29 protein-coding genes are annotated in these 26956 nt (G+C 63.4%); 15 read left to right on the plus strand and 14 right to left on the minus strand.

All coding sequences use genetic code 11. From position 1 onward, the window contains the following. Positions 1-9: 9 nt before the first annotated feature. Positions 10-2301, minus strand: a complete 2292-nt coding sequence (locus ACIPZC_RS03885) for an acylase (RefSeq protein WP_400625775.1) — start codon at positions 2299-2301, stop codon at positions 10-12. A gap of 220 nt (positions 2302-2521) precedes the next feature. Between ACIPZC_RS03885 and ACIPZC_RS03890 the strand changes: the two genes are divergently transcribed. Beyond that, complete coding sequence (locus ACIPZC_RS03890) at positions 2522-2896, plus strand: fe2+ zn2+ uptake regulation protein (RefSeq protein ID WP_400624951.1); 375 nt, start codon at positions 2522-2524, stop codon at positions 2894-2896. Between the two features lie 36 nt (positions 2897-2932). Here the strand turns inward: ACIPZC_RS03890 and ACIPZC_RS03895 are convergent, their stop codons facing one another. Further along, on the minus strand, positions 2933-3121 hold the full coding sequence (locus tag ACIPZC_RS03895) for a hypothetical protein (RefSeq protein WP_016394938.1): 189 nt from the start codon (positions 3119-3121) through the stop codon (positions 2933-2935). A gap of 150 nt (positions 3122-3271) precedes the next feature. On the opposite strand from ACIPZC_RS03895, the gene ACIPZC_RS03900 reads away from it, so the two are divergent. The 4 genes from ACIPZC_RS03900 (at position 3272) to ACIPZC_RS03915 (ending at position 5735) form a co-directional block, all read left to right on the plus strand. Then, positions 3272-3772: a hypothetical protein gene (locus ACIPZC_RS03900; RefSeq protein ID WP_400624953.1), complete on the plus strand. Its 501-nt coding sequence runs from the start codon at positions 3272-3274 to the stop codon at positions 3770-3772. Between the two features lie 232 nt (positions 3773-4004). Continuing rightward, entirely contained in the window at positions 4005-4385 is a 381-nt protein-coding gene (locus tag ACIPZC_RS03905; protein WP_241805791.1) for a Mor transcription activator family protein, read from the plus strand. Positions 4386-4448: 63 nt separating this feature from the next. Next, positions 4449-5105, plus strand: a complete 657-nt coding sequence (locus ACIPZC_RS03910) for a DUF2589 domain-containing protein (protein WP_400624955.1) — start codon at positions 4449-4451, stop codon at positions 5103-5105. 72 nt (positions 5106-5177) lie between these two features. After that, complete coding sequence (locus ACIPZC_RS03915) at positions 5178-5735, plus strand: DUF2589 domain-containing protein (RefSeq protein WP_241805793.1); 558 nt, start codon at positions 5178-5180, stop codon at positions 5733-5735. Positions 5736-5744: 9 nt separating this feature from the next. Here ACIPZC_RS03915 and ACIPZC_RS03920 read toward each other — a convergent pair whose 3' ends face one another. The 3 genes from ACIPZC_RS03920 to ACIPZC_RS03930 are packed head-to-tail and all read right to left on the minus strand — an operon-like array spanning position 5745 to position 11860. Further along, positions 5745-9419, minus strand: coding sequence for a translocation/assembly module TamB domain-containing protein (locus tag ACIPZC_RS03920; protein WP_400624958.1), 3675 nt, complete (start codon positions 9417-9419; stop codon positions 5745-5747). Beyond that, positions 9416-11158 carry an autotransporter assembly complex family protein gene (locus tag ACIPZC_RS03925; protein WP_400625777.1) on the minus strand — a complete coding sequence of 581 codons (1743 nt, stop codon included), beginning with the start codon at positions 11156-11158 and terminating at the stop codon, positions 9416-9418. Before ACIPZC_RS03925 ends, ACIPZC_RS03920 begins: the two co-directional genes overlap by 4 nt. Positions 11159-11209: 51 nt before the next feature. Then, positions 11210-11860: a GNAT family N-acetyltransferase gene (locus tag ACIPZC_RS03930; protein ID WP_400624960.1), complete on the minus strand. Its 651-nt coding sequence runs from the start codon at positions 11858-11860 to the stop codon at positions 11210-11212. 163 nt (positions 11861-12023) lie between these two features. Here ACIPZC_RS03930 and xthA point away from each other — a divergent pair, with 163 nt between their 5' ends. Further along, complete coding sequence (xthA, locus tag ACIPZC_RS03935) at positions 12024-12836, plus strand: exodeoxyribonuclease III (protein ID WP_400624962.1); 813 nt, start codon at positions 12024-12026, stop codon at positions 12834-12836. A 209-nt stretch (positions 12837-13045) separates the two neighbouring features. On the opposite strand, the gene ACIPZC_RS03940 is transcribed toward xthA, so the two are convergent. Together ACIPZC_RS03940 and ACIPZC_RS03945 are read right to left on the minus strand one after the other, a co-directional pair. Then, positions 13046-13798 (minus strand): anti-sigma factor, encoded by a 753-nt coding sequence (locus tag ACIPZC_RS03940; protein WP_241805797.1) that lies wholly within the window; start codon positions 13796-13798, stop codon positions 13046-13048. Further along, positions 13795-14316 (minus strand): sigma-70 family RNA polymerase sigma factor, encoded by a 522-nt coding sequence (locus ACIPZC_RS03945; RefSeq protein ID WP_241805798.1) that lies wholly within the window; start codon positions 14314-14316, stop codon positions 13795-13797. Before ACIPZC_RS03945 ends, ACIPZC_RS03940 begins: the two co-directional genes overlap by 4 nt. A 129-nt stretch (positions 14317-14445) precedes the next feature. Between ACIPZC_RS03945 and ACIPZC_RS03950 the strand changes: the two genes are divergently transcribed. From ACIPZC_RS03950 to ACIPZC_RS03965, 4 genes are all read left to right on the plus strand, one after another. Continuing rightward, the gene (locus tag ACIPZC_RS03950; RefSeq protein ID WP_400624964.1) at positions 14446-15492 is read left to right on the plus strand and encodes a catalase family peroxidase; all 1047 of its coding nucleotides are present in this window, start codon (positions 14446-14448) and stop codon (positions 15490-15492) included. Beyond that, entirely contained in the window at positions 15489-16022 is a 534-nt protein-coding gene (locus ACIPZC_RS03955; protein WP_400624966.1) for a cytochrome b, read from the plus strand. Before ACIPZC_RS03950 ends, ACIPZC_RS03955 begins: the two co-directional genes overlap by 4 nt. An 87-nt stretch (positions 16023-16109) precedes the next feature. After that, complete coding sequence (locus tag ACIPZC_RS03960) at positions 16110-17312, plus strand: MFS transporter (RefSeq protein ID WP_400624968.1); 1203 nt, start codon at positions 16110-16112, stop codon at positions 17310-17312. Between the two features lie 76 nt (positions 17313-17388). Continuing rightward, positions 17389-17934: a cupin domain-containing protein gene (locus ACIPZC_RS03965; protein ID WP_012314247.1), complete on the plus strand. Its 546-nt coding sequence runs from the start codon at positions 17389-17391 to the stop codon at positions 17932-17934. A gap of 57 nt (positions 17935-17991) precedes the next feature. On the opposite strand, the gene ACIPZC_RS03970 is transcribed toward ACIPZC_RS03965, so the two are convergent. Both ACIPZC_RS03970 and ACIPZC_RS03975 read right to left on the minus strand, forming a co-directional pair. After that, positions 17992-18585, minus strand: a complete 594-nt coding sequence (locus ACIPZC_RS03970; RefSeq protein ID WP_241805802.1) for a 2-hydroxychromene-2-carboxylate isomerase — start codon at positions 18583-18585, stop codon at positions 17992-17994. Between the two features lie 27 nt (positions 18586-18612). Then, entirely contained in the window at positions 18613-19344 is a 732-nt protein-coding gene (locus tag ACIPZC_RS03975; protein ID WP_400624970.1) for an SDR family oxidoreductase, read from the minus strand. 87 nt (positions 19345-19431) lie between these two features. Between ACIPZC_RS03975 and ACIPZC_RS03980 the strand changes: the two genes are divergently transcribed. Next, entirely contained in the window at positions 19432-19995 is a 564-nt protein-coding gene (locus ACIPZC_RS03980; protein WP_241805804.1) for a TetR/AcrR family transcriptional regulator, read from the plus strand. After that, positions 19982-20566 carry a DUF4157 domain-containing protein gene (locus tag ACIPZC_RS03985; RefSeq protein WP_400624972.1) on the plus strand — a complete coding sequence of 195 codons (585 nt, stop codon included), beginning with the start codon at positions 19982-19984 and terminating at the stop codon, positions 20564-20566. The genes ACIPZC_RS03980 and ACIPZC_RS03985 overlap by 14 nt, the downstream gene beginning before the upstream one ends. A gap of 53 nt (positions 20567-20619) precedes the next feature. On the opposite strand, the gene ACIPZC_RS03990 is transcribed toward ACIPZC_RS03985, so the two are convergent. Further along, entirely contained in the window at positions 20620-21612 is a 993-nt protein-coding gene (locus tag ACIPZC_RS03990; protein ID WP_400624974.1) for a bile acid:sodium symporter family protein, read from the minus strand. Between the two features lie 117 nt (positions 21613-21729). Here ACIPZC_RS03990 and ampC point away from each other — a divergent pair, with 117 nt between their 5' ends. Together ampC and ACIPZC_RS04000 are read left to right on the plus strand one after the other, a co-directional pair. After that, a complete protein-coding gene (gene ampC, locus ACIPZC_RS03995; protein WP_400624976.1) occupies positions 21730-22869 on the plus strand; it encodes a class C beta-lactamase in 1140 nt (379 codons plus the stop codon). A 297-nt stretch (positions 22870-23166) separates the two neighbouring features. Then, positions 23167-23499, plus strand: a complete 333-nt coding sequence (locus tag ACIPZC_RS04000) for a hypothetical protein (RefSeq protein WP_241805808.1) — start codon at positions 23167-23169, stop codon at positions 23497-23499. 57 nt (positions 23500-23556) lie between these two features. On the opposite strand, the gene ACIPZC_RS04005 is transcribed toward ACIPZC_RS04000, so the two are convergent. The 4 genes from ACIPZC_RS04005 to ACIPZC_RS04020 all read right to left on the minus strand — a co-directional run bounded on the left by ACIPZC_RS04005 (position 23557) and on the right by ACIPZC_RS04020 (position 25628). Next, a complete protein-coding gene (locus tag ACIPZC_RS04005) occupies positions 23557-23856 on the minus strand; it encodes a hypothetical protein (protein WP_241805809.1) in 300 nt (99 codons plus the stop codon). 142 nt (positions 23857-23998) lie between these two features. Beyond that, the gene (locus tag ACIPZC_RS04010) at positions 23999-24187 is read right to left on the minus strand and encodes a hypothetical protein (protein ID WP_012314238.1); all 189 of its coding nucleotides are present in this window, start codon (positions 24185-24187) and stop codon (positions 23999-24001) included. 141 nt (positions 24188-24328) lie between these two features. Next, a complete protein-coding gene (locus ACIPZC_RS04015; protein WP_012314237.1) occupies positions 24329-24649 on the minus strand; it encodes a YbjQ family protein in 321 nt (106 codons plus the stop codon). 91 nt (positions 24650-24740) lie between these two features. After that, entirely contained in the window at positions 24741-25628 is an 888-nt protein-coding gene (locus tag ACIPZC_RS04020) for an EamA family transporter (protein WP_241805810.1), read from the minus strand. 244 nt (positions 25629-25872) lie between these two features. Here ACIPZC_RS04020 and ACIPZC_RS04025 point away from each other — a divergent pair, with 244 nt between their 5' ends. Further along, the gene (locus ACIPZC_RS04025; RefSeq protein ID WP_400624980.1) at positions 25873-26928 is read left to right on the plus strand and encodes a GlxA family transcriptional regulator; all 1056 of its coding nucleotides are present in this window, start codon (positions 25873-25875) and stop codon (positions 26926-26928) included. Positions 26929-26956 lie beyond the last annotated feature (28 nt).

The raw sequence follows: 26956 nt of genomic DNA on the forward strand, positions 1-26956 counted from the left end.
GTTTGCGACTCAAGGCCGGCTCGCCACCGCCGCCTTGTCACCCTCGCTGATCACATACTGCCGATACTCAGGGTCAGCCTTGATTTGCGCCTCGGTGAACGGAATGGGCGCCAACTGCTTGGCCGAGAAGGCCTTGGTCTGGTCGCTCGAATGTGCCGAAGCGGCTTCGCTGGATTGCGAGAAGGCCAACAGCCCCCGCGCCTGCGGCCCATCCTCGGTGAAACTGACCAGTTGCAGGTAACTGGTGCCACTGACCACCAAGCGCTTGCCCGGCCCATGCGGGATGCTGTAGATCGCGTTGTACACCCCCATCGCCTGCGCGCCGCCAGGTACCGGCGTGCCATCGGCCGCCTGCTGGATCTGCCCCCAACGGCTGCCTTCAGCAACCCCGGCTTTGGCGACCTGCTGCAGGGAGGCCAGCGCCGCTTCGCGCAGCAACTTGCGCACCGCGGCCTGCTCCACTGCCAAGCCGCGGGGGGTGTGTTGCGGGTCTGCCGGATCAAACGCCACCCGCCAGCTTTGCGGATGCCTGGCCATGTGTTCGACGATGTTCTGGAAATGCACCAGGCCAATCCCACTGTCAAGGTCAGCCTTGCCATCCCAGCTTGCCAGGCTCGTACATAACGCCTGCAAATCAGCCTCAGCGCCTTTGCACCATTGCAGCAAGTCTGGGAGCACCAGGCTGGCCAGGTAGACCTCGTCATCCATCACCATACGCTGCAGGTCATCCACACCCAGCTTGGCCTTGCCTTGCAGGCGCTCGAGCGCGAAGCGCCCGCGCATACCCAATGGCTGGTCGCTGCGGCTGATCAGCGGTGAGTACCCGGTCAATGGCTGGGCGGGGTTGGTCATCCACGCCGGGTCGTTGGAGCTCTGCACGAAATCGTTGCGCGCAAGGCTGGGCAACAGACGCGGCGGGAAGATGCCAGGCTGCGCCGCCTGGGCATCGACCTTCCACTGGCAGGCGCTGCGTGAGCCATCGAGCACTACCAGCGGGCCTTGCGCCGCCGGGTTGCTGCACTGGCTGAGCAACTGCTGGTCCACGTAGGGCACCACCGACTGGTTAAGGTAGAGCGCCTTACCGCCCGAATCGACAGCCAAGGTGTTGACCCAGGGTATGCCTTGCAACTGCTCGATCGAGCCCTGCAGTGCCGCCAGGCTATCGGCACGGTTGATGCGATACCACTGCTGCAGCACACGGGTATTGTCCAGATTGGCGTCACGCAGGCTGTAGGCCGTTTTGCTGTCCCAGTCCAGGCGGCCTGGCCACTGCACCACGGGCCCGAATTTCGAGCTGTAGACCTGGCGCTCCACCTGGCTCAGCGTGCCATCTTCAGCCTTGACCGTGACACTCACAGCCTGCTGGGTCAGGGGCAAGGACTTGCCATCGAACAGGTAGCGCGTCGGGTCTTGCGGGTCCAGTTGCAGTTTATAGAGCGTGAAGTGCTTGGAAGTATCGACCGTATGAGTCCAGGCCAGATGACGGTTGAAACCAATGTTCACTACTGGCAAACCAGGCAGTGCGGCCCCCATCACGTCCAGCTGGCCTGGGATGGACAGCTGCATCTGGTAGAAGCGCATCCCGCCCATCCAGGGGAAATGCGGGTTGGCCAGCAACAGGCCGCGGCCATTGGCCGAACGCTCTGCGCCCACGGCAACGGCATTGCTGCCCCGCTCCGAAGCGAAGCGCTGTTGCTGGGCCAGTGCCTCGCCGAACGTGTGCGCTGCCTGCTGGCTGGTCAACTGTGGCGGTTGGGCACCCGCCAACGCTTCGGCGAATTGCCCCAACCCGCCCTCCGCCAGCAGACGGCGGGTCAGCTTGATCAGGTCCAGGCTGGTGATCGGCCGCAACCACTGGCCATCCCCGCATTCTGCCGGCAGCCCTTGGCTACGGCGCTCGGCCAGGGCGCGGTTGAAACCACTGGCATAGCCTTCCAGCAAATCGCGCACCTCAGAGGGTTGGGCCTGGAGGAAGCTGTTGACCGCGGTCGGCGTATTGAGCCAGGTGAAGAACAGGTCGCTGGCCAGGTTATCGCGCTGCTCGAGGGTTTTGCCCTGCGCGCCAAAAAAGCGCGAGCGTTCACCGTTGACCGTCAGCACTTCATTGGCCAGCAGGCATAGGTTGTCTTGGCCATAGGCATAACCGATGCCGTAACCCAGACCGCGCTCATCCTTGGCCACGATATGCGGCACGCCGAAACTGGTGCGCCGGATTTGCGCAGTGGCATCGCTACTGGCCGCTTGCGCCTGCGCGGCGAGGCTTGAGGCAACCAACGCGGCCGCAAGGCCAACGCAGGTCATGGGTCTTGAAATTGAGAGCACGGGCACTCCTGGGCTTCTGGGATCATTCCCAATCAGACGAACACCCAGATGAAAATTTTACGCAGCAGGCGTGTCAGATTCGTCTTCATGACACAGGCAGCGATTTTTTTTGCGCAAAAGCTGCAGTTTCTCCGCGCTCATTCGTCCTAGTAAGTGAGGCACCCATATTTTGGGACAGTCCACGAAAAGGAGCATTCACATGTACAACCCGCAACCTTCACTTCAGCCCGGGCGAACCCCGGCCGAGGCGGCCAATGGACAGGACGCCTGCGGGGAAGAGCGTGTCGGCAACGAACAGATCCGCGAGTTGCTGCGCACCTATGGGCTGCGTACCAGCCTGATCCGTCTCAAAGTGATCGATGCCCTGCACAGCGCCGGCCGCGCCGGGCGCAGCATTGGCGTGCGCGGGGTGCACGCGCACCTGGAACAACTGGATATTCCGCTGTCGTTTCTGAGTGTGCGGGAGGTGCTCAAGCGACTGTGCGCAGAGGGCGTGATCCACTTGGGCAACGACAAGTGCTACAGCCTCAACCCGCAAGCGCGCGCCATGCTCGAGCAGCCCTCTTCGCGCTGAGCGCAAGGCCGGCCATCGCTGGCCGGCCGGCAAGGGTCAGGGCTTGACCTTGCGCCGCAGAATCCCGTTGATCACGACCACCACGACTGCAATGGCGATGGCCAGCATCTGGAAGGTCTGTTCACTGATGGTGCCCTGTTTCTGCAGGTGCGACAGGCCCAGCATGAGGCCCAGCACCACCAGGATGATCAGAATCGAATATTTGAGGCGCTGCACGTGTGTCATCGATAGTTCCTTGCAACATCGGGGGCAAATGGCTCGCAACGAGCCGGCGCCATGATACAACGCCCGTGGCTTTTGGCGCTGCATTTCCTGCTTAGCGCGGCCCCTCAAGCCTGAAAGCATTGGCCTCCCTACCCCCAAGTTGGAGGCTCCATGCTCAAGCCCGCCCTGCTCATTCTGTTGTTACTCCCCGCTCTGCCCACCCACGCGCTGGATGTCCGCCAGATACCGCCTGAACGATTGCTCGAACTGGGCCGCGAACTGGCGGCCCACGCCGGCAGCAGTCAATGGCAGCAGTTATGGCAGCGAACGAGGGCGGCCGGGCACCTGAACGCCGAGCCTGGCCACGCCCATTTCACCCTCGAGCAGCCGCAGCTGCCCAAGCTCGCCTACGAAACCTTGGCCAACGCCGGGCAGGTCGAAGCCGTAGGCGAGACCCTGGCGCTCTACCGCAGGTCCTTCCCCGATAAGGTACTGGGCCGGCACGACAAACAATCGCTCAGTGCACTCTGCCTCGTGGTGGATTGGCGCAGCCTGCCTCAAACCATGGCCAGTCGGCCCCACGCCTACCTCGCCAACGTGAGCTTGATGCATGTTTACCCCTGCGTTGAGGGTACTGGCACCCAGTTGCCTCACGGAAAAGCGCCCCCCTGAGTATCAACGCCTGTAGGGCAACGCCAGAGCGATGTCCTACAACGCGCGAAATCGTTGCCTTCAAATCCTGCACCTTGAGGCTACAACAGCTGGACCACTTGGCGCCTAGCGACAGTCTTCGTCACTCACTGACAATCCGCTCATGCCAGCGACAGAGCGCCGATGCTAATCGCCGACACGTCATTGCGGCATATCCAAGCATCGCGCCCCATCAACCGCGAGGGAGCCACATATGGAATTGCAAGATCTCACAGCCATAGACATCAGCCAGCTACCGCATTCGCTGCAGTCCCTGATCGAGTGTATCGGCATCGAAAACGCCTACCAGCTCACCTGTGCCTTTGGCGGCAGACCCAAGTACATCCCCAAGCACCGCGAGCGAACCAAGCTCGCCGAGATACTCCCGGGTGAGGCCCTCGACGCCCTGATCAAGCGCTTTGCCGGTGTGGCGCTGGAGATTCCCAAGCCAGACCACTTCCTGCGGCAATTGCGCAACCTGCAAATCCAGAAAGAAAGCGCCGAGGGCCTGTCACGCAGCCTCTTGGCCGACAAGTACGGCCTGAGCCTGCGCCAGATCGGCAATATCCGTCGCCAGGAGCCTTGCACGCGCTGACGACACCCACCCGGCCGCACTGACGGCCGTCTTTGCAGCACCCATTAAAAAGAGAATCGAGCTATGTCCATCGACAACAGCCTAATCGGATCGGTCATCAATGCCTTGCCCATGGACCGGATGATCGCCGGGCCACTACAAGCCATGGTTCAGGCGCAGGTCACTGCGAGCAAGTCCTATGCGGACTTCCTCATGCAGGTCTGCGTACAGGATGGCAAAGCGGTTGCCATCCAGTTCGACTATGACGAGACCATCGTCAACGAACAGGGCGAATACAAAGGTGTCGTCAACAAGTCCATGAAGGTGCCGCTGCTGGCGGCCATCACCCACCCCAACATTGTCATTGAAGAAGGAACGGTCGACTTCGAACTGACCATCAGCCAAGCGGCTGAGGATTTCAGTGAGTCCAGCAAAAGTGGCGAAGTGGCTGGGTCACTCGGCTGGGGCCCTTTCAAGCTGGACATGAAGGGCAGCATCAGCCACAAGTCCACGCAGACCCGCAAGACCGATACCCGCGCCCGCTACGCATTCAATACCACCTTACGCCGCCAGGACCCGCCAGAGGCCGTGATGAGAGTCATCGATTTTCTCACCGATGCCGCCACCAAACCAACGGTGGTACCTAACTCGACCCTGCAGAGCACCGATACGATTTCCGATGCCGACGTACTGAAGGGCGATACAGCGAACACCCCCTCCCCAAGTCCCAGCACGCCCTGACGCTTAGCCCTGTCTCAAAATGTCCGCCTCGCTGAGCACAGCGGGGCTCCCGTGTACCAAGGAGACAAGTGAGTGGACAATCACCCTGCCCCCATGACCGCTATCGACCTGCGGGATATCACCCGTGGCCTGCAGGAGGCCGCAGCGGCCACCAATAGCCTGATTGCCCAGCAGTACATCAATCTGTTCGACCACTTCTTCGACATCGACCCCCAGGCGCTCGGGGCACCTATGAAGGCCAAGATGGTCGAGGTCGCCATGGACGACCAGCATGTGATACGCGTGCCGTTGTTCGCCCTGGTATCACCCAAGGGGCTGGCCTTGGAGCGCATGCAAGTCGACCTCTCGGTGCGCGTCAACGGCACGGAGGCGCTGCGCGCGATGCAGGCCAACGCTGAGGCCGGCGGCGCAGCGGCATTCAAGGTCACGATCGGCGCCCAGGGCCGCCAGGGCGAAACGCGAGACCCGGACGAGGTGCAGATCCGCATGCAGTTTCAGGCCAGCGACCCCCCCGAAGCGCTAAACCGCCTGATCGAGGAATACACCAAACTGATCAACCCTACCCGCAAGCCACCCGCTGCGCCCGGCCCTGATACCAACGAGTTCATCGAGGCCGCCACCGTGCGTTGATGGCGCCCTTCAGAAGTCGCGCTTATAGAAAATATCCAGCGAACTGGCCAGGCCGCTCGCCGCCTCAAGGTAAACCCTCTTGCTCAGTTTGTAGCGCAACGCAATGGTATTGGCCGGCTCGAACACCCCTACCCCATATCGCAGGCTCAGCTTCTCGGTCAGGTTGCCGCTGGCCACCACACTGGTGGTATTGCCCGAGCCCTCGGTGTCCAGCTGGAAGTCGTCAATCCCCAGGCTGGACGCGATGCTGCCGGTAACCCCTGCGCTGCCCGCCAGGCCCAGGCCCAGGGCCGCCTCGGCCAACATGTTGTTGTCCTCGCCCGACGTGCCCAGCGGGCGGCCCAGCACCAGGTAGGACAGCGCCTGTTCCTGGCTCATCGCCGGTTCCGAGAACACTTGGGTAGTAGGCTGCTCGGCACTCCCGCTCAGGCGGATACCGGCGATCACGTCATCGACTTGGCGGATGGCCTCGATGTCCAGGTAGGGCTGGTCGATGGGCCCGGCGAACAGCAAGCGCGCTCGGCGGATGGTCAGGCGCTGACCATAGGCGCGGTAACGTCCGTCAGCCAGGCTCAACTCACCACGGGTGTCCATGTTATCGCCGATGTGTACATGGCCGAGCAAGTTGGCGGTAAGCCCAAACCCGCTGAACGACAGTTTGTCCTGCCCCACTTCGACATCTATGTCCATGGCCATCGCTATCGGCGTTTTGCCTTCCTCGGTCTGGTGGCCGACGATGACCGTGTCGTCGGATACCTTCACGGTCGATGGCGGCAGCTCGCGCACCGTGATCTTGCCCTTGGGCACCTGCACCTTGCCGGACACCGCCAGTTTGTCGTCGATCAGGCGCAGGTTCAAATCGGGCGCGACTTCAAGCGTTGCATAGGGTTCTACGGTCACCGGCAACTGCTGGCCCTGCAGGCGCAGGTTCATGCCCAGGGCCTGGCCCCAGGTCAGGTCGCCGCTCAGCCGGCCACGGCCCGCCTCGCCACTGCGCCAGCCACCGTTCAGCTGAACCTGCTCGCCAGCGATCAAGGCTTGCAGCGACAGGTCCTGCATGCTGACGGGCAACTCAGCACCACTGACCTCGCCACCACTGAGCATCAGGTTGCCGTTGAGTTGGGGCGCCAGCAAGGTGCCGGACAACTGGCCACTGCCATTCAATTGGCCTGCCAGCCGCTCGACCATCGGTACGAAAGGCCGGGCAACCGACAGGTCCAGGCCGGCGAGGCGGAAGTCACCCGACAATGGCTTGTCCTTGCCCAGCGGGTCGAGACGGGCGTTCAGGCGCAACTCGCCAAGGCGCTCGCCACGGAAATTCAGCTGCGTATCGATGCGCCGAGGCGCCAGGGTGCTGTCCAGGCGCAGCGCCTGGTAAGGGAAGTCGATCCAGCGCCCATTGTCCCGCACCCTCAGCGTGCCGCCGCTGGCATCGACGCGCACGGTCCCCTTGGGGCCGCTGGCCGGGATGTCCAGATTGACGTCAGCGTTGAGCAGCCCCTGCCAGGCGAAATCCTTCGGCAACCATTGAGCCAGGCTGTCCAGCGGGAACTGTTTGAGGTGATAACGCAGGCGCGGCTCCGGTGCCAGGCGTTGGTCCTCGCCACACAGGCTGGCCTGACCGGAGCGCCAGCAGTGGGCGCCGAAGTCCAGTTGGCCGCTGGCCAGGCGCTGCAGGCGAGCCGGCGCCTGCAATTGCCAGTCCTGGCCACCGGCCTGGACTCTGCCGCTGGCCAGCCGCCCACGCCAGTCGCCCTTGCTCAACTGGCCGTCGAGCCCCAGGTCAAGCTTCAGCAGCGGGCCATCGAGCCCCAGGGTCAGGGCTTGCTGGCGGATATCGCCCTTGCCGTTGGCCTGCAAGGTGCCCAGCACCGTATCGCCCAGGCGGATGCCACTGGCCTTGAGATCGACCAGCCCACGCTGGGCGTTGTCCAGGCGTGCACTGAGGTCAAGACGCTGGATACGGTTCTGCTCCTGCGCCACCTGCTGGCCTTGCAGGGTCAGGGTACCTTGGGGAGCGCTGAGCGTGCCGCTGGCATCCAGCCGCCCTTTTACCTGGCCTTGCAGCCCGGGCCACAGTTGCCCGAGCCGGGGCAGGTCGAGGTCGACACGCCCGGCCAGGCGCTGTTGCAGGCTGCCACTGCCGTTGATGCGGTTGTCGCCCAACTGCACGGCCAGCGTACCGAGGGTCCAGCGCTGGCCGGCGCCTTCGGCCTGTACCTTGAGCATTGCCGGCTGGCCACGCAGGCGCCCCTTCAGGTCAAGCTGGGCATCGAGGCTGAGCTGCTCACCCTTCATTTCACCTTTGCTGCGCAACGGGCCGGCCAAGGTGCCGGGCAGTTCGGCGAGCCAGTAGGCAGGGTCGAGTGCCGACAGTTGCAGGTCAACGTCCCAGGCCAAGGTATCGGCAAAGCGCACCGCGACACTGCCGGCAGCTTTGCCTTGCCCGGCAGTCAGGGCCAACTGCGGCAGGCGCACCTGGCCAAGGTCACCCTCGAAGGGGCTGGCCAGGGTAAAGGCCCCAGCCGGGCCGTCGAGGTCGCCATTGAAAGTCCCCTGGTAACTGCCATCGCGGTATTGCACATGCGCGTTCAAGCGCTTGAGCGTGACCTCTGGCGGCGTGTCCAATGGGTACAAACGCAGCCAAGGGAAATCCTGCCAATCGAGCTGGGCATTGGCCGCCAGGCCTTGCTGCCAGTCGGCGCTGGCCTGCAGCTTCAGGTGCTGGGCGTCGCTTGCAGCAAGGTCCAACGCCTGGATGTGCGCCCCTTTGGCATCTACCTTGCCGTTGAGCAGCAAGGCGATCGGTGCCTGTTCGGCCGGCAGGCTGGCGCTACCAGACACCTGATACCCCTTGAGCAGATCGCCCTCGGCGTCGAGCTTGAGCTGGTTGAGCTGCAGCGTATCCGGTAGCGTCTGCGCGGGCTTGAAGGCATCGGAGCGCAGTTGCAACCTGGCTGGCAAGTGCTCGGCCAGTGCCTGCAACTCACCGGTCAGACGCGCGTTGAGATAGCCGCTGCTGGTCGCATCCAGTTCGAGGGTTTTCTGCAACTCGCCCTTGGCGGTAAGTGCCAGTTGCCAGGCCTGCCCTTGCACGGCTGGCAGTTGCACCTGCCCCTGCAGTTGCACCGGCCAGTCACCCTCGGGCTGCAGATCGCCCTGCACATTCACGTGCAGGTCGTCGCGCTGCAGTTGCAGGCTGTCGATCTTCAGCCCTGTGGCAGTCCAGTGCGCCGCCAGGTGCAGATCGCCGAGCAGGTCGCTGCCATCGAGGCGCACCTGGCCAACCTTGACATCCCCCAGCTCGATGGCCACCGGCAGCCGCAAAACCGGTAACTGCAGCGGCCCGCTGTCGGCAGGTTGATCGCTCGGCGCGAATACCATGTCGATCCGCTGGGCATGCAGTTGATCGATGCACAGCGTTGCCCGCAACAAACAGCCGGGCGTCCAGTTCAGCAGCGGAGCTTGCACGTCGACGCGGTTGCCGCCGTCAACCCAGGTCAACTGGCTCGCCTGCCAGCGGCCTGCAAGGTGCCCTTGGAAATCACTGACCTGCAAACCTGGCACGCGCCCGAGTACCCAACGGCTGCCACCTTCGGTGGCCAGTAATGCCCCCAGCGCCAGAACAACCAGCAACACGCTGCCGAGCAGGCCCAGCAGAATGAATTTGAACACACGCATCACAGCTCTGGCCCCATGGAGAAATGCAGGCGGATACCACCGTCGTCATCGAGGGCCTTGGCCAGGTCGAGGCGCAATGGCCCGACCGGCGAAACCCAGCGCACGCCGAAACCGACCCCGGTCTTGAGGCTCGGCAGCTCCAGCGTGTTGAACGAATTACCCTGGTCGACGAATGTCGCCACACGCCACTTCTCGGTCAGCGAATACTGGTATTCGACGCTGCCAGCGAGCAGATAACGGCCACCGATACGGTCGCCGTCGCTATTCTTAGGCGACAGCGTCTGATAGTCGTAGCCGCGCACGCTCTGATCGCCACCGGCGAAGAAGCGCAGCGAGGGCGGGATGTTGTTCTTGTAACCGTTGGTGGCGCTGCCTCCAAACTGCAACCTGCCGAGCAAGCGGTGGTTGTGCCCGAGCGTGGTCAGGCCCTTGAGCAGTACGTTGCCATGCAACAGGTTGGTGTCGGACACCAGCCCTTCCTTGGCCACCTGGGTATCGAATTGCAGGCGGTAGCCGTTGTGCGGGTCAATGCGGTTGTCGCTGCGCAAGTAAGAGAAACTAACGCCCGGCATGAGCAGGTTGCTCAGGCCTGAATCGTCGCCAAGGCGATACTCTTCACGCTGGTACTTGAGCGAGATCACGCGCTGCCAGCCACTGGGCAGCTTGCTGTGCCATTCGGGCCCCACGGTCAGCAGCTTGCTGAGTGTGTCTGTGCCGGCGATCTCTTCATTCTGATAGCCGCCAGCGAAACGCAACTTGTCGGTCAGGGGTGGGTCAAGAGGCACGTCGTACCACAGCCCGACGTTTTGCCGGGGGGCAGAAAGCTCTGTCTCCCAGCCGTAGCTATGGCCTTGGGCGTTGACCCAGTGGCGCGTCCAATTGGCTTTGCCGCGCGGCCCGACATCCGTCGAAAAGCCCAGACCAAGGCCCATGGTCCGCGGCTTGCGGGTATCGAGGCGTACGTCTACAGGAATTTGCTCGGCCACCGCGGCAGTGGGCGCGGCATCGACCCTTACACCTTCGAAGTAACCGCTGGACTGCAGGTCATTGTTCAGTTCCGCGATCAACTCGGAGTCGTAGGGCGTGCCTGGTTTGAACGACACCATCCGCTGCAGCAGGTCTTCGTCCAGCGGGGTATCGCCACTGAACCTGACCGCCCCCAAGCGATAGCGTGGGCCGCTCTGATACACCAGTTCGATATCGGCCACCCCGGCCTGCGGGTCGACGGCCAGGCGCTGGCGGGTGAAATGCCCGCTGAAGAAGCCGTAGCGTGAGGCCTGGTTCTGGATCAGCCGCTTGGCATCCTCGTAATGCCCATGGTTGAGTTGCTCACCAGCGCGCAGGGCTTTGCTGTCAGGTACGCGAATCGCCTTCATCTCGCTGGCAGGCCCCTCGATGCGCACGGTCACGTTGCGCAGGCGCACAGGCTCGCCCGGTTCGATATGAAGGATCAGCTTCGCAGGTTCGTCAGCCCTGGCAGAAGGCCTGACCTCGCTATCGATCTGCGCCTGGTAGTAACCCAGCGCTTGCGCCGCTTTTCGCGCCTGCTCCTGAGCCCCGCGACTGAAGCGCAACAGCGCCTCTTCATCGCGGTCCCCAAGGGTACCTACATAGCCTTCGACATTGGCTTTGAGCGCCTTGTTGGCAGGTTTTACCTGCACCAGCAATTCGCTCTGCCCCCATGCTGTGAAACTGGCAACCCAGAAAACCAGGCCCCAAGTCAGTCTTCCTGAATACGTCATGCGGCGCATGCTACCAGAGCCAGGCGCTCAAGGGAGCCGCCTGGCAAGCTTTCAAGCAGTCGGGGAAACTGAAGGTACCGGACAGGGATGAAAAAACACCCGTTCACGGATTGGCCCTACAGCCACCTCGCCAATCTCCTGATACCCCTGGCGCTCATAGAACGGTAGGTAATGCTCGTTACCCGAATCCAGCACCACGCCTTGAGTGTTGGGGTCTTCTGCACACCAGTCGTGCACGGCTTGTAACAATTGTTCGCCGTAGTGCTGACCGCGAAACGCCGGATGCACACCCAGAAGCGGCAACATGTGAACCTGCGGTGTTGGCAGGCAGCCGACCAGCGCTGCCTGGTACTCCATGTAACGTCGCGTGCAGCGTTGCCCGGTGCCCAGCAGCATGCGCAGGCGCCAGGCCCAGCTGTCGGCCACGCCCAGGCGGCGCTGCGGCGGCACGATCAGTGCCAATGCGATCAGGCGGTCATCCAGCAACAGGCCAATGGCCGGCAACTGCAGGTAGAAATGCTGACGAACCCACTCGCGCACCATCACGCGCAACCGTCGTTCGTAGCCAGGGCGCTGGGCCTCGAAGATGTAGGCGAAGGTGGGCTCGTTCAGATAAGCGTTGTACAGCAGTGAGCGGGCCTCACGGCTGTAGCCATCATCGAGTGTGCAGACGCGAGCCTGGGCGGCGGTGGCTTCGGGCATTGCGGGCAGACCTCCTGGAGTGGGCATACAGTGCCTTGGAGGAGCCCGGCGGCGCATCGTTCCCCCCGTGAGTGCACGTTAGCAGCGCCTCGGCGAAGCCGCCACGCTGGTGATCAGGGGCGATGTCGGCTAGCATCCGGCCTTTTACCGGGATTGTCTTTCCATGAAGATCGTCTGTTTCAACATCAACGGCCTGCGGGCCCGCCCGCACCAGCTGGCGGCCCTGATCGAAAAGCACCAGCCGGACGTGATCGGCCTGCAGGAAACCAAGGTCAGCGACGATCAGTTTCCCTTGGCCGACGTTCAGGCCTTGGGCTATCACGTGCACTACCACGGGCAAAAAGGCCACTACGGCGTTGCCCTGCTTTCGCGCCAGGCGCCGCTGAGCCTGTTCAAAGGCTTCGCCACGGACGAAGAAGACGCGCAGCGCCGTTTCATCTGGGGTACGTTCGCTGATGCCAATGGCACACCGATCACCATCATGAATGGTTACTTCCCGCAGGGCGAAAGCCGCGACCACCCCACCAAATTCCCGGCCAAGCAGCGTTTCTACAGCGACCTGCAGGCGTTGCTGGAGGGGCAGTTCAAGCACGACCAGCCCGTGCTGGTGATGGGCGACATGAACATCTCGCCCCAGGACTGCGACATCGGTATCGGCCCTGACAACGCCAAGCGCTGGTTGAAAACAGGCAAGTGCAGCTTCCTCCCCGAGGAGCGCGAGTGGATGGAGCGCCTCAAGGGCTGGGGGCTGGTGGACAGTTTCCGCCACCTGCATCCCGAGGTAACGGACCGCTTCAGTTGGTTCGACTACCGTAGCCGCGGCTTCGAGGACGACCCCAAGCGTGGCCTGCGCATCGACCTGATCATGGCTTCGCAGCACCTGGTGCCGCGGATCAAGGCAGCGGGCGTGGACTATGAGCTGCGCGCGATGGAAAAACCCTCCGACCATGCGCCGATCTGGCTGGAGTTGAGCTGACCGGCTTGGCGCGATGCGGGCGATTCTTTTAGTGGGAGCCGGCTTGCCGGCGATGAGGCCCGCCCTGCCAGCGACCGACTAACCGGCAAGACCAACGAGTTTCCGGGCCAACCGCTCTCACAGAAGTTGCGTCAACTTCCAGAAATTGGGTAAGGCTGTTACTCCAGCGCACACGTTGCTCAATGGCCCGTGACCGGGCTTACCCAACCCTAAAGGCCCGAACGCAAGGCCTCCCCCACCCCGGCCCCGCGCACATCATCCGCCGCACTGACCAAGGCAAAGTTGTAGGCCCCATGCGACCAGTACCTCGCCTCCAGTTGGCCATCGACACGCTGCCCTTGCGGCATGCGTTCGAAACGCTCGCCAGGTGAGCGCAGGAACAGGCTGATGCGCTGCCCTTGGCGGTCCTGGAACACCAGCAACGCCGCAGGCCCCTGCTCATTGCTCAACAATCGTGCCCCCACAGGCTGGAACCCGTAACCGGTCAAGTCAGGCAATTGCCCCACCCTGCTGAAATGCCTGCCCAGCCAGTCGCGCAACTGCGTGGGGTCACTGGCCTGGATATCCAGCGCCTCACTGCCGGCGAACAAACGATGCGCCTGGACCGCATCGGCCATGGGCAACGCGCTCCCTGCCAACGTGACCTGCCGCGCCTGCCAACCACCTACCCCGCCCACGCCCAGGGCCAGCAGCAGCACTGCAGCCGACGCCAGGCGCCGCTGGCGCCGTTGACGCACACGCCGTTGCAAGTGGCCGAGATCCAACTGCGCCGCCCCGGGTTGATCACCGAAACCGGCCAGGGCCGTGCGCAAGCGCCGAGCATCGTTGCGCCAGGCTTCGATACGTGCTGCTTGCTGAGGGTTGGCCGCCAGCCAGGCCTGCACCTCGGCACGCCGCGTCGGCTCGAGTCGGTCATCAACGTAGGCATGCAACTCGTCTTCGCTGGGTATCAGGCGCGTCATTTCAGTCTCCGCAGAGCCGGGGGCTGGGGGTTGCCCTCGGTCAGTTCACGCAGGGCGGCACGGGCACGTGACAGGCGCGACATCACCGTGCCGATGGGGATGCCGAGTGTCTGGGCCGCCTCTTTGTAGCTCAGCCCTTCGACACTCACCAACAGCAGCAAGGCACGCTGCTCGGTCGATAGCCGGGCGAAGGCTTGCAGGTCGGCCTGGGCCAGAACGATGCTTTCGATGTTGCCGCCGAGTGCTTCGCTTTCCTGTTCCGCCCGGCCGAACCACGATAACCAGCGGTTGTGCAGGCGCTCACGGCGTTTACCGTCAAGAAACAGCCGGTAAAGAATGGTGAACAACCAGGCACGCAGCGCATCGGCATCACGTTGCTGGGTGCTGCGGCTAAGGGCTCGCTCCACCGTGGCCTGCACCAGGTCGTCGGCGCTGCCCGGTTCGCGGCTCAGCCACAAGGCAAAGCGGCGCAGGCGCTGCAGCAACTCGCGCCACTGCTGTTCGTCCAGGTCGTGCATGGCAAGGTACCGGCTCGGGGGTGGTCAGTGTATGGGGCAGACGCGCCGCCACAAAATATATTCCCACCCATGGAATAAATATTTCCCAGCCCCGTCGTACCGGCATCTTCACTGAACCGGATGAACACCATGAACTCACCCTTGCACGGCCCGGACAAGGCCCTGCGCCTGGCCGGCATTGGCGCCGTGATGCTGGCCTTGGGCGCAGGCTTTGCCTACGCCGCAGGCTGGATCGGCGGGCCAGAGCTGACCCCGCAACGCATCATCGACACCTTCGAAGCCCAGGCCGGCCACTACCCCGGCTATCGCAAGAACCACGCCAAAGGCCTGTGCGTGAGCGGCTATTTCCAGCCCAGCGGCCAGGCCGCCGCGCTGTCGACAGCACGCGCGTTCACCCAGGATCGCGTACCGGTCATTGGCCGTTTCGCCATCGGTGGCGCCAACCCCTTCGCCCCCGATACCGGCGTCCCGGTGCGCAGCCTGGCCATTGAGCTGAGCACCGACGACGGCCAGGTCTGGCGCACTGGGATGAACAATCCGCCCGTGCTGGCGATCAGCACGCCACAAGGGTTTTACGACCAGGTGCTGGCCAACGCGCCCGACCCTGCTACCGGCAAGCCGGGCCCGGCAAAGCAGCAGGCCTTCTTTGCCGCCCACCCGGAAAGCGCCGCCTTCCGCCAATGGGCCGCAAGCTACAAACCCAGCGACAGTTTTGCCAACACCCAGTATCACAGCATCAATGCTTTCCGCCTGATCGATGCCAGTGGCGCTGCGCATCCAGTGCGTTGGCAACTGGAGCCGCAAACGCCTTTTGCGGCCTTGCCCGGCAAGGTCGACGACAAGCAATTCCTGCAGCATGACCTGCAGCAACGCCTGAACCAGGGCCCGTTGCGTTGGAACCTGCGCCTGGTATTGGCCGACCCCGGCGATGCGCAGGACGACCCGGCCCAGCCCTGGCCCCCCGAGCGGCGCAGCGTCGATGCCGGCACCCTGGTCATCGAACAGGTGGATGCACCGGAGCAAGGCGCTTGCCGTGACGTGAATTTCGACCCGCTGATCCTGCCCAGCGGCATCCAGCCCTCCAATGACCCGATCCTCGCTGCCCGTTCGGCGGCCTACTCGGAATCCTTCAACCGCCGCAGCCGCGAAGCCCTCGGCGCAGGAGCCCGCCCATGAAACCTGAAGCCTTCCACCCCCTGGCCCGCCTGGTGCATTGGCTGATGGCGGTTCTGATCATCGCCATGCTGTTCATTGGCGTGAGCATGGTGGGCGACCTCTCGTTGCGCCACCCGCTGCTGGTAGAGTTGCACAAGGCCACGGGCCTGGCCCTGCTGCTTCTGGTGATCGTGCGTATCGGCCTGCGCCTGAGCCTGCCCCACCCCCCTCTGCCACAGGAGCTGCCCGCGCTGCAGCGGGTCGCTGCAGGCGCATCCCACCTGTTGCTCTACGCGTTGATGCTGGCAATGCCGCTGTTGGGTTGGGCCATGCTCTCGGCAGGCGGGTACCCTCGCCCACTGCAACTGCCCCCGATCGCCCCGCACGACCTGCAACTGTACGCAATACTGCGCCAGGCGCATGGCTGGGCCGGCTACCTGCTTTTCGCTACGGTGCTGGTGCACCTGGGCGCCGCGCTGATGCATGCGCTGGTGCGCCGGGACGGGGTATTGCGTAGCATGTGGCCAGGGCCGCTGCGCCGCAGTGACTGACGGCAGGTGGTGCATGGGCAGCCCCGACAACCGATGAATGTTCTCATCCATTTGCACGCCGTCTGCCCAACTGCCCTGGAATGCCCGATGAATGTCGCGAAGGACCCTGCCATCCTGACCCCCGCCAACACACTGGACACGCGCCCGTTGCTGCTGGCCAACATGGCCTGCACCATGGCGATGATGGCCTTCGTCGCCTTGATCGGGCCCATCGCCCGCCTGCTCGGCATGGCCACCTGGCAAGCCGGCGCAGCGGTGACCGTATCGGGTGTGGTCTGGGTGCTGCTGGCCCGCCCATGGGGGCGCGCAGCTGATCGACTGGGCCGCCGTCGCATCCTGTTGCTGGGCAGTGCTGGCTTCACGCTGGCGTACTGGCTGCTGTGCCTGTTCGTCGAAGGCGCTTTGCGCTGGCTGCCAGGGGCTACCTTGGCGTTCGTCGGCCTGATGCTCGCGCGCGGCTGTATCGGCGCCTTCTACGCGGCCATTCCGGTGGGCTGCAATGCGCTGATCGCCGACCATGTCGGGCCACAACAGCGCGCCCGGGCCATGGCATCGCTGGGGGCAGCGAATGCTGTAGGGCTGGTATTGGGGCCGGCGCTGGCAGCCTTGCTGGCACGGCACAGCTTGAGCCTGCCCTTTCATGTGATGTCGCTGCTGCCTGCCAGCGCGTTTCTGGTCCTGCTGTTCAAACTCAAGCCGCAACCCCTCGCACATCGCCATACGCCCAGTCCGGTGCACCTGAGCGACCCGCGCCTGCGCCGGCCGCTGCTGGTGGCCTTCACCGCGATGCTCAGCGTGACGGTGTCGCAGATCATCGTCGGCTTCTTCGCCCTTGACCGCCTGCAACTGGGGCCGGCAGAGGCCGCCCAGGCCGCCGGCATCGCCCTGACCACCGTCGGGGTGGCACTGATCCTGTCACAGGTGATCCTGCGCCAGCTGGAGTGGCCACCGCTGAAGATGATCCGCGTCGGCGCCAGCGTTTCGGCACTGGGCTTCGCCGCCGGCTCGCTGGCTACCACGGCCCCATGGCTATGGGGGTGCTATTTTGTCGCCGCCGCCGGCATGGGCTTTGTTTTCCCGGCGTTCTCGGCACTCGCCGCCAATGCCATGAACGCCGCAGAACAGGGCGCCACTGCCGGCTCCATCGGTGCCGCTCAAGGCATGGGGGCGGTGATCGGCCCGCTGGCCGGGACACTGATCTACGCCCTCGACCCGCGCCTGCCCTTCCTGGTCGTGGCTGTGCTGTTGCTGCTGGTCGGGCTGTGGCCGATGCCGCGCGCGCGGGCCTGACAAGCACAGCGCGCGCGCGTGCAGAGTGTGTTTTAATGCGCCAATTATTTTTAACACCTCTGATTACAAGGCGGCTATGGACACGGGGACACGACTCAAACTGGTGCGTGAACGCAACAACCTTTCCCAACGCGAACTGGCCCGCCGCAGCGGGCTGACCAACTCGACCATCTCGCAGATCGAGCAAAACCGCGTCAGCCCGTCGGTCAGTTCCCTGAAGAAACTGCTCGAAGGCATCCCCATGACCTTGGCAGAGTTCTTCAGCTTCGACGAGCCGGTACGAGAAGAGCGCTTCGTGTTTCGCGCCAGCGAGCAGCCTGACCTGGGTCGCAATGGCCTGCGCATGCTGCTGGTCGGTGCCAGCGTCGAGGCACGGCAGATGCGCATGCTGCGTGAGTTGTATGCGCCAGGCGCCGATTCGGGTGAACCGATCGTGCATGCCGAAGGCGAGGAATGCGGGCTGGTCACACGAGGGACCGTGGAATTGTGGGTCGATGGCCAGGTCAGCGTTCTCAACTCTGGCGATGGTTACTACATCCCCACCACCCTGCCGCACAGCTTCAAGAACATTGGTCAGGACGAAGCGGAGATCATCAGCGCCAACACGCCGGCCAACTTCTGACTCAAGGGCCAATGGCCCGGGCTGTTCGCGTGTGACGCTGCGAACAGCCCGCTGCGCTCAACGCTTCAGTGCATCGGCCACGAAATCCAGACGATCCTGGCCAAAGTACATCTGCCCGTCGACAAAACAGGTCGGTGCGCCAAACACCCCTCGCTCCACAGCCTCCTCTGTCGTCTGTTTCAATGCGGCCTTCACCTCTGCGTCGCCAATCAGCACCTGAAATTCAGCGGCGCTAAACCCCGCATCTGCCAGCACCTGCTCCAATACGGCGGCATCCCCCAGGTTGCGCCGTTGAACCCATAACCCGTTGAACAGCGCCGCCAGCAAGGTTTCGAAGCGTTCCGGGGCGCGCAGCTGCGTGCCTACCAGGCCGCGCATCAAAGCCAAGGTGTTGATGGGGAAGCCAGGCGGGAGCCCGAACGGCACCCCATAGCGCGCGGCGAACCGCCCCAGGTCGGTGAACATGTATCGCCCCTTGGCGGGGATCATCGCAGGCGACGCGTTGCCTGTAGCCTGGAACACACCGCCAAGCAACATCGGCCGGTACTGCAACGTTGCGCCATGGCGGGCGCACAGTGCCGGTAGCTGGGTCCAGGCCAGATAGCTGGCGGGGCTACCCAGGTCGAAGAAAAACTCCACAGTCTTGCTCATGCAACGCACTCCTTTTGAGGGTAGGCCTTACCAGCGCTCCATCCACGGGCGCAGGTCGAGTTCGAAGGTCCAGGCGTCGCGGGGCTGCGCGTGCAGGAACCAGTAGTTGTCGGCGATGTGCACCGGATCCAGAACACCGTCCTGATCCTTGAGGGCGTAAAGGTCGGGGAAACTGTCGCGGATGAACGCGGTGTCGATGCCGCCATCCACTACCACATGGGCAACGTGGATATTGCGCGGCCCTAACTCACGCGCCATGCTTTGCGCCAAGGCCCGCAGGCCATGCTTGGCACCGGCAAAGGCTGCAAACCCGGCTGCGCCCCGGGTGCCAGCGGTGGCACCAGTGAAAAGGATTGTGCCGCGCTCACGCACGACCATGCGCCTGGCCACCGCCTGGGCGGTCAGAAAGCCTGCGAAGCAGGCCATTTCCCAGATCTTGAAGTATTTGCGCGGTGTTTCGTCAAGGATGCTGCAGGGCACATTGGCGCCGATATTGAAAACAAAGGCTTCGATCGGGCCAATGTCGCGCTCGATGGTCTCGACCAGCTCAGCGACCTCGTCTTCCTTGCGCGCATCGGAGGCGAAACCCCGTGCCTGACCGCCTGCAGCGCGGATCTCGTCCACCAGCGGTTGCAGCTTGTCGGCCTGGCGCCGAGTGACGCAGGCGAAATACCCCTCACGGGCAAACCGCTTGGCGATTTCGCCGCCAGTGGCATCCCCCGCACCGACCACCAGCACCACTTTTCGTTGTTCTGCCATGCGTGCCTCCATTGATGAACGGTCGTTTAGTAAACGAACGCTATGTTATGATCACCGCCATCGTCAAGCCGCGCGTGAGGCTTTCAAGTGCGCTACTCAACCGACCACAAGCAACAAACCCGTGACAAGCTGCTTGCCAGCAGCGGCGCCCTGGCCAAACGTGGTGGTTTTGCCAGCACTGGCGTGGCCGGGCTGATGAAGGCCATCGGCCTGACCGGCGGTGCCTTCTACAACCACTTCCCGTCCAAGGACGACTTGTTTACCGAAGTGGTCCGCCAGGAGCTGTGCAACAGCCCGCTGGCACGCCTGGCCAACCAAGGCGCCAGCCGCGAGCGCTTGGCGCGCTGCCTGCAGCAGTACCTGAGCCTGGCGCATCTGCACAATGCCGAGGGCGGCTGCCCGCTGCCGCCGCTGGGGGTGGAAATCGCCCGCGCTGAACGGCCGGTACGTGAAGAAGCCGAGCACTGGCTGGTGAGCCTGCACAGTGCATGGAGCCAGACACTGGAGGATGAAGCCTTGGCCTGGGTACTGATCAGCCAATGTGTCGGGGCGCTGGTGGTCGGGCGGATGCTGGCTAGCGAGACGGTTCAAAGCCAAGTTCTAGAGGCCAGCCGAAGCCACGTCGAAAGGGCTCTGAATGAGAGCGGCTAGCCTGCTGTGCGCCCTGTTGCTGAGCACGGCGACCTCTGCCGAACAGGTGTGCCCACCGGGGCAGTACCCAGTCTGCCTGATGGGCTGCTTCTGTGCGCCGATCGACCCCGGCCAGGTGCTCAAGGACGTCGAGGTCATGGCCGCCAGTAGCCTGGCCTTCGGCTTGCGCCAGGCGCGCGATGAGGCAACCGCCAGCGGCAGTGAACCGATCCCCTTGCACATACGGGCCCAGCTCGAAGGCTGGTATGACTTCGCCGTGCTCGATGCCGCGCGCTTTCGGGTTGGCGACGAGCAGCAGATCAGCGCTGCCAATGCCCTGCTGCAGAACCCGGATGTGAACGCGGTAACGCTGATCGACACGATCATCTTCCGCCATGCCCGCGATGCCGAGGACAACGTGGCCCTGTGGGCGCATGAACTCAAGCATGTGCAGCAGTATCAGGAACTGGGGGTAGAGGAATTCGCCCGGCGCTATACGCGCAACTACCAGGCGCTGGAAGAGCCCGCCTACAAGGTCGAGGCCGAGGTCAGCAAAGCCTTGCGTCAGCGCAGTTCGGGGCAGGCGCGTTAGTCGATACCGGCCTGGTCCGAGCCAGGCCCACGCAGGCCGGTATCGATGACTCATCACGAGGAAGCTGCAGCCGCCTCGCCTTCCTCCACTCGGCTTGCATACCGCTGCGCCAGCACCGCACACACCATCAACTGAATCTGATGGAACAGCATCAGCGGCAAGATCATGGCCCCGATGCCACTGCCCACGAACAGCACCTGCGCCATTGGCACCCCCGTAGCCAGGCTTTTCTTGGACCCTGCAAACAGAATGGTGATGCGGTCTTCAAGGCTGAACCCCAGCACCTTGCCCAGCAGGCGCGTACCGAACAGCACCACCGCCAGCAAGATCCCGCACACGGCGAACAAGCCTGCAAGATGCTGTGGCGATACGGTGTGCCACAAGCCAGTCACCACCGCCTCACTGAACGCGGTGTAGACCACCAGCAGGATCGAACTCTGATCGACCAGTTTGAGCCAGCGCGCATTGCGCTTGACCCAGGCCCCGATCCAGCGGCGCGCGATCTGCCCGGCGACGAAGGGTACCAACAGTTGCAGGGTGATTTTCAGCACGGCGTCCAGCCCCGAACCGGTTTCCCCTCCGGCCCCCAGCAACAGCATCACCAGCAGCGGTGTCAGGAAGATCCCGATCAGGCTGGAGGCCGCTGCACTGCAAATGGCTGCCGGCACGTTGCCGCGGGCCAACGACGTGAAGGCAATCGCCGACTGCACGGTGGCCGGCAAAGCGCACAGGTAGAGCACGCCCAGATACAACTCGTTGCCCACCAGTGGCACGAACAGTGGCTTGAACGCCAGGCCAAGCAATGGGAACAGCACGAAGGTGCAAGAGAACACCAACAAGTGCAGGCGCCAGTGCCCCGCCCCGGCGATAATCGCCTCACGTGACAGTTTGGCACCGTGAAGGAAGAACAGCAGACCGATGGCCAGGTTGGTCAACCAACCGAAATACACCGCGCCATCGCCGGAACAGGGCAGCACGGTGGCGATCAGCACCACCCCGAGCAGGGCCAGGGTGAAGTTGTCGAACAACATGCGCAAATGTCTCATAACAGTTTCCATCTTGTCGTTGTGCAAGGGCAGACGATAAGGTTTCGGGCTTTATTCCGCTAACGCCGGAACCCCCATCGGTGTCGCTGAACGGACACAGCCTGAAAGGATCTTCGTATGCACTTCGCTTCCCTGACTGCCGCCGCCGCGCTGGCCTTGATTGCCGCCCCTGCAAACGCAGCCGATCCGCTGCAGGCTCAGGTGGACGCCATCATCCACCCACTGATGCAGGAGCAGGACATCGCCGGCATGGCCGTAGGGCTGTACGTCGACGGCAAAGCGCACTACTTCAGCTACGGCGTGGCCAGCAAGGCCGACGACAGGGCTGTCACCGCCGATACGCTGTTCGAGATCGGTTCCTTGAGCAAAACCTACACCGCCACCCTTGCCGCACTGGCCAGCGCCGAAGGCAAGCTCGATCTCGACGCCCCGGCCCAACGCTACCAGCCAGCGCTTGCCGGCACGGCGCTGGGCAAGGCCAGTGTGCTCGAACTGGGGGCTTACAGCGCCGCCTGCCTGCCCCTGCAGTTCCCTGACACTGTGCAGACTGACGCGCAAGCGCTGGAGTTCTTCCGAACCTGGAAGCCCAGTGCCGCACACGGCACCCAACGCTGCTATTCGAACCCCAGCCTTGGGCTGTTCGGTGACCTGGCGGCACGCGCGCAGCAGCAGCCATTCGCTGAACTGATGCGCAAAAGCCTGTTGCCGCAAATGGGCCTGAAGCATACCTACCTTCAGGTACCTGCCAGCGCGCAGGGCCTCTATGCCCAAGGGTATGACGCGCAAAACCGGGCGGTGCACGTCAACCCGGGCCCGTATGCCGATCAGGCCTATGCAATCAAGACCAGCGCCAGCGACCTGCTGCGCTACGTGCGGCTGCACATGCAGCCAGCCGAGCTATCGCCTGCGTTGAGAAACGCGGCAGCCATCACCCAGTCGGGTTATTTCCAGGTCGGCGCAATGACCCAAGGCCTGGGATGGGAACGCTACCCCTACCCCACAGCGCTCGATACGCTGGTCGATGGCAACAGCTCACGGATGGTTCGGGAGCCTCAGCCCACGCAACGTCTTACCCCGACGCGCCCCGCCCTGCCCCAGGCCTGGTACAACAAGACCGGTTCCACAAGCGGTTTTGGTGCCTATGCCGCGTTCATTCCGGCCGAAGGCAAGGCCATCGTGCTTCTCGCAAACCGTAATTATCCCAACGAAGAACGTGTGCGTGCAGCCTACCGGATCCTCTCCCGTATTGGCCGCTGACAGACACCCAGGCAGGATTGTCAGACAAGATGTAGTGATCAAAAATATTCACTACAAAACGGTTGACGCCATTCATCGCGCTTGGGCATGATGAAGCCGTCTCCCCGATCGGGAGCGGTGGCAAGGGTGTTCCAGATGGCCTGCGCGGTAACGCAGGCCATCCGTGGAGAGGGAACTGTCCAAAAGGCAGCGTGAGAAAGCCCCTGTTGCGATGCTGCTGTAGCAGCCTAGGTAGTGCGCTACATGCTGTAGCGCCAACTGTGAAAATCACCAACAAAAACGGGTAATGGGGGCTTTATGATGAACTTGAACAACAATCCCACAATTGACCAACTGGCCCAGCTGTTCGCCATGCGCAAGGACAGCCTCGACGACCACTTGCTGTGGGTCAGCCAAACCGGCGAAGTGCGCCTCGACCGCCTGCCGCCGAATACCGTAGAAGATGAATTCGAAGAGCACCTGCCCAGCATGCGTGCCCGCTTCAAGGTCTACCGCCGTGGCCAGGGCTACGTCGGCAAGAAGGCTGCCGCCGACACCGAGTTCGTTGGCCGCGTGCTGCAGACCCTGCAACAAGAATGGCCCGCCGCCCGTGAGCGGCAGGCAGTCAAGGTGATCGAGCCGCTCAACTGACCCTTCATTGAGTTGCCGCACCACTTTCTGAGCCCGGCCCGCATAGGCCGGGCTTTTTCATGCCTGCCGACGTTGCTGCTGCGGCAACGCCAATGCGCCGGTCGCCAGCGCCCTGGCCCGCTCCACGCCCCATACCAAGGCACGTGTCATGGTCTCACCCGGGCGTGCCGGGTAGTACTCTTCCAGCAACGCTTTGCCACCCTGGCCGTACAGCCCCAGGAACAGCTGCGTGGCGCCCAGCCGAGACAGGCGTACCTGCACATCGATGGTGGTGCCATCGCTCAACGCTTCATCGTGGCTGCGGCAGTGCAATTGTGCGTCGGCCCACTGCCAGTAAGTTTCTTCCCTGACCCGCATACAGCGGTGCTCCTTTGCTGAGATCCCCTGGCAGAAGACCACAGCGGCATCGATTCGGCGAGCACAACCGAGCGTTACCATGAGCAAGGTCAAACAACGCATAAAAAAACCCCGCGGTAGGTGCGGGGTTATGTGAACGGGGTCACTTTCTCGGCGCGACCCTCGGCGTGAAGCGGCCCTTTTTGCTGCGCTGCAGATGTGCCGGTTGCAGCTGCTCCGAATCATCCAGTGTCATGTGGGCAAAGCCCAGCCGAAACGCTGCCTGACCGCAGCGCACCTGGCTGTTGATGGGGAACGCATCGTTCATGTCTTCGAAAAAGGACTCGCTCATGCCCTGTCTCCATTTCAGTGGCGACCGCGTCGGCAAAGGAAGGGTTTTGCCTGAAAAACGCAGCCTGTGAAAGTGAGACTAGCCGGTCATTTAAGGACTGCCCGGGCAAAACGCCGGGACCCGACCAGTGGCACAATGCCTTTATTTCAGGCGCACAGCGGTGCCCGTGGCGAACACTACGACCATGCCGCCTTGCACTGAGGGCATGCTGATTTCGAAATCCACACCCACCACTGCATCGGCTTGCAACTGCCGTGCCCGGGCTTTCAGCTCCTCGGTCGCCTGCTCGCGGGCAAGGCGTAGCGCGCCCTCCAGCGTCTGTGAACGGCCGCCGAAGAAGTCGCGAAAGCGTGCAAAGAAATCGCGCACGAAGTTGATGCCTTGCACCGATTCGGAGCTGACTACGCCAAGGTACTCAGCGATTGGCCGGCCTTCGAGCTGGCTGGTGGTGGAGATGATCATGGGGGCTCCGGTGGCGTGACAAAGAGCCCGAGTCTAACAAAGCAGCGGCCCTTCGGGTTTACCCGCGAGGGCCGATGGCTCTACACAACGGCTATTGAGCGCTGGCGGCCCGTAACCGCTGGCCAAGCTTGGGTCCGAACACATTGACCAGCAACCCGAGCATCACCAGCAGCGCCCCCCACCCCTGCACCGCCGTGAGCCGCTCCCCCAGCAGCCAGGCGGACGAACTCAAGCCGATTACCGGCACCAGCAACGAGAACGGCGCAACTTTGCCCGCCGGGTGCCGCGACAGCAGGGTGCTCCACAGGCTGTAGCCGAGCATGGTGGCTACGAACGCCAGGTAAGCCAGCGCCAGCACCGAGCTCCAGCCGATATTGGCCAACGCATGGCCGATGCGTTCCGGCCCTTCCAGCCACCACGACAAGGCCAGGAACGGCAGCGGCGGGATCAGCCCGCCCCATATCACCAGCGCAACCAGGTCGACCGAGCCAAAACGCCTTGTGATGATGTTGCCCATGCCCCACATGGCGCCTGCACACAGGGTAAGCAGTAGCGCCACCATTGGCACGTGGCCACTGTCCTCGCTGCCGATCAACGCCAGCCCGCTGGCTGCCACCAGCAAACCCAGCAGGCTCGCCAGGCGCAAGCGCTCCCCTAGAAACAGCGCGGCAAAGCCGAGGGTGAAGAAAGCCTGGGACTGCAACACCAGTGACGCCAGGCCTGGCGGCATGCCGCTGTACATGGCCTGGAACAGGAAAGCGAACTGGCCCAGGGAGATCGTGGCGCCATAGGCGATCAGCCAGCGCCATGGCAAATTAGGCCGTTTGACCAGCAGGATCGCCGGGAACGCAACCAGCAGAAAGCGCAGCGCCCCCAACAACATCGGCGGCAGACCATCAAGGCCTACCTTGATGACCACGAAATTGACTCCCCAGGCGACGATCACCACCAGGGCAATCAGCAGGTCCTTGAGCGGCATTGCAGCTTCCTTCTTCAGGCGTACTAGACATATTTGGTTACAGCATAAAGCCATTTGCCCAGCCTGGACCGGCACAGTTAGGCTTCGGCCTTACGCAACAGTACAGATAATCGGTATCCGGCCTGGGCATTCACCCCGCCGCGAAGTCCCTGTAACGTTGCCCTGCGCGAGCAGTTGATGCCCTGGAAGGCCGTTGCGTTACCCTAATAGTCAAGCGCCACTTTTCGTTGAATCAGGCCAAACCATGACCGATATCGCAGGGCAACTTGAGCCTCCCCTGTTACCCGTCGACCAGCCTCGGGTGGTGGTGTTCGTTGCCTACCCCGCCATGGGCCTGCTCGACCTCAGCGGTGCGCAAACCGTGTTCTGGGCAGCCACCAAGGCCATGGCCGAGCGCGGCCTACCCGGCTACCGCCTGCATACCGCCAGCCTCGAAGGGGGTCTGCAGCCAACCGCCGAAGGCCTGGTGGTGGCCACCGAGCGCCTGGATGACGCCATGGCCCAAGCCGTCGACACGCTGATCGTACCCGGCGCCCCGGACATCATCCGCAGCCTTCCCGAGCACGGCCCGCTGGTGGCCTGGCTGCGCCGCGCCAGCCTGCACGCCAGGCGCACGGCGTCGGTCTGCAGCGGGACTTTCCTGCTGGCCAGCGCCGGCCTGCTCGACGGCCGCCGCGCTGCCACCCACTGGGCCATGTGCGAGGTGCTGCGCCGTGACTTCCCGGCCGTGCAGGTGGACCATGAATCGATCTTCGTTCAGCAAGGCACCGTGTGGACCTCGGCGGGCGTGAGCGCAGGGATCGACCTGGCACTGGCGCTGGTCGAACTCGACTGTGGCCGCGACGTCGCGATGCAGGTGGCGCGCGAACTGGTGGTGTTTCTCAAGCGCCCGGGCGGGCAGGCGCAGTTCAGCGAACTGCTCAAGCTGCAAGGCCAGGACTGCACGGAGTTCGAAGCCCTGCACCTGTGGATCAATGAGCACTTGGGCGACCCGCGCCTGAGCGTCGAGCGCCTGGCCGAACAGGCGCACATGAGCCTGCGCAATTTCACCCGGGTATACAAACTCAAGACCGGCCGTACACCGGCCAAGGCGATCGAGGTCTTGCGCCTGGAAGCGGCCCGGCGCCAGCTGGAAAATACCGATGCACACATCGAGCAAGTCGCCCGCCTTTGCGGCTTCGGTAGTGAGGAACGCATGCGCCTGGCCTTCCAGCGCCACCTGGCCGTCACTCCGCGCGACTACCGTGCGCGCTTCGCCCGCAGCGTACCGCTGGCCGAAATTCAGGGTTCTTTGGCCTAGGGCTGACGGTTCATCGCCCGTAGCATCG

Origin of the sequence: Pseudomonas sp. NPDC089743 (genome assembly GCF_044748785.1) — a bacterium.
Classification (GTDB): Bacteria; Pseudomonadota; Gammaproteobacteria; order Pseudomonadales; family Pseudomonadaceae; genus Aquipseudomonas; species Aquipseudomonas putida_X.

Excerpts from the sequence above, each read along its gene's own strand:
- ampC (WP_400624976.1), top strand. The coding sequence starts at position 21,730 with ATGCACTTCGCTTCCCTGACTGCCGCCGCCGCGCTGGCCTTGATTGCC.
- ACIPZC_RS04005 (WP_241805809.1), bottom strand. The coding sequence starts at position 23,856 with ATGCGGGTCAGGGAAGAAACTTACTGGCAGTGGGCCGACGCACAATTG.
- ACIPZC_RS03975 (WP_400624970.1), bottom strand. The coding sequence starts at position 19,344 with ATGGCAGAACAACGAAAAGTGGTGCTGGTGGTCGGTGCGGGGGATGCC.
- ACIPZC_RS04020 (WP_241805810.1), bottom strand. The coding sequence starts at position 25,628 with ATGCCGCTCAAGGACCTGCTGATTGCCCTGGTGGTGATCGTCGCCTGG.
- ACIPZC_RS03960 (WP_400624968.1), top strand. The coding sequence starts at position 16,110 with ATGAATGTCGCGAAGGACCCTGCCATCCTGACCCCCGCCAACACACTG.
- ACIPZC_RS03985 (WP_400624972.1), top strand. The coding sequence starts at position 19,982 with ATGAGAGCGGCTAGCCTGCTGTGCGCCCTGTTGCTGAGCACGGCGACC.
- ACIPZC_RS03955 (WP_400624966.1), top strand. The coding sequence starts at position 15,489 with ATGAAACCTGAAGCCTTCCACCCCCTGGCCCGCCTGGTGCATTGGCTG.
- ACIPZC_RS03965 (WP_012314247.1), top strand. The coding sequence starts at position 17,389 with ATGGACACGGGGACACGACTCAAACTGGTGCGTGAACGCAACAACCTT.
- ACIPZC_RS03990 (WP_400624974.1), bottom strand. The coding sequence starts at position 21,612 with ATGAGACATTTGCGCATGTTGTTCGACAACTTCACCCTGGCCCTGCTC.
- ACIPZC_RS03910 (WP_400624955.1), top strand. The coding sequence starts at position 4,449 with ATGTCCATCGACAACAGCCTAATCGGATCGGTCATCAATGCCTTGCCC.
- xthA (WP_400624962.1), top strand. The coding sequence starts at position 12,024 with ATGAAGATCGTCTGTTTCAACATCAACGGCCTGCGGGCCCGCCCGCAC.
- ACIPZC_RS03905 (WP_241805791.1), top strand. The coding sequence starts at position 4,005 with ATGGAATTGCAAGATCTCACAGCCATAGACATCAGCCAGCTACCGCAT.
- ACIPZC_RS04010 (WP_012314238.1), bottom strand. The coding sequence starts at position 24,187 with ATGAGCGAGTCCTTTTTCGAAGACATGAACGATGCGTTCCCCATCAAC.
- ACIPZC_RS04025 (WP_400624980.1), top strand. The coding sequence starts at position 25,873 with ATGACCGATATCGCAGGGCAACTTGAGCCTCCCCTGTTACCCGTCGAC.
- ACIPZC_RS03895 (WP_016394938.1), bottom strand. The coding sequence starts at position 3,121 with ATGACACACGTGCAGCGCCTCAAATATTCGATTCTGATCATCCTGGTG.
- ACIPZC_RS03945 (WP_241805798.1), bottom strand. The coding sequence starts at position 14,316 with ATGCACGACCTGGACGAACAGCAGTGGCGCGAGTTGCTGCAGCGCCTG.
- ACIPZC_RS03970 (WP_241805802.1), bottom strand. The coding sequence starts at position 18,585 with ATGAGCAAGACTGTGGAGTTTTTCTTCGACCTGGGTAGCCCCGCCAGC.
- ACIPZC_RS03940 (WP_241805797.1), bottom strand. The coding sequence starts at position 13,798 with ATGACGCGCCTGATACCCAGCGAAGACGAGTTGCATGCCTACGTTGAT.
- ACIPZC_RS03925 (WP_400625777.1), bottom strand. The coding sequence starts at position 11,158 with ATGACGTATTCAGGAAGACTGACTTGGGGCCTGGTTTTCTGGGTTGCC.
- ACIPZC_RS03890 (WP_400624951.1), top strand. The coding sequence starts at position 2,522 with ATGTACAACCCGCAACCTTCACTTCAGCCCGGGCGAACCCCGGCCGAG.
- ACIPZC_RS03930 (WP_400624960.1), bottom strand. The coding sequence starts at position 11,860 with ATGCCCGAAGCCACCGCCGCCCAGGCTCGCGTCTGCACACTCGATGAT.
- ACIPZC_RS03885 (WP_400625775.1), bottom strand. The coding sequence starts at position 2,301 with ATGACCTGCGTTGGCCTTGCGGCCGCGTTGGTTGCCTCAAGCCTCGCC.
- ACIPZC_RS04015 (WP_012314237.1), bottom strand. The coding sequence starts at position 24,649 with ATGATCATCTCCACCACCAGCCAGCTCGAAGGCCGGCCAATCGCTGAG.
- ACIPZC_RS04000 (WP_241805808.1), top strand. The coding sequence starts at position 23,167 with ATGATGAACTTGAACAACAATCCCACAATTGACCAACTGGCCCAGCTG.
- ACIPZC_RS03950 (WP_400624964.1), top strand. The coding sequence starts at position 14,446 with ATGAACTCACCCTTGCACGGCCCGGACAAGGCCCTGCGCCTGGCCGGC.
- ACIPZC_RS03900 (WP_400624953.1), top strand. The coding sequence starts at position 3,272 with ATGCTCAAGCCCGCCCTGCTCATTCTGTTGTTACTCCCCGCTCTGCCC.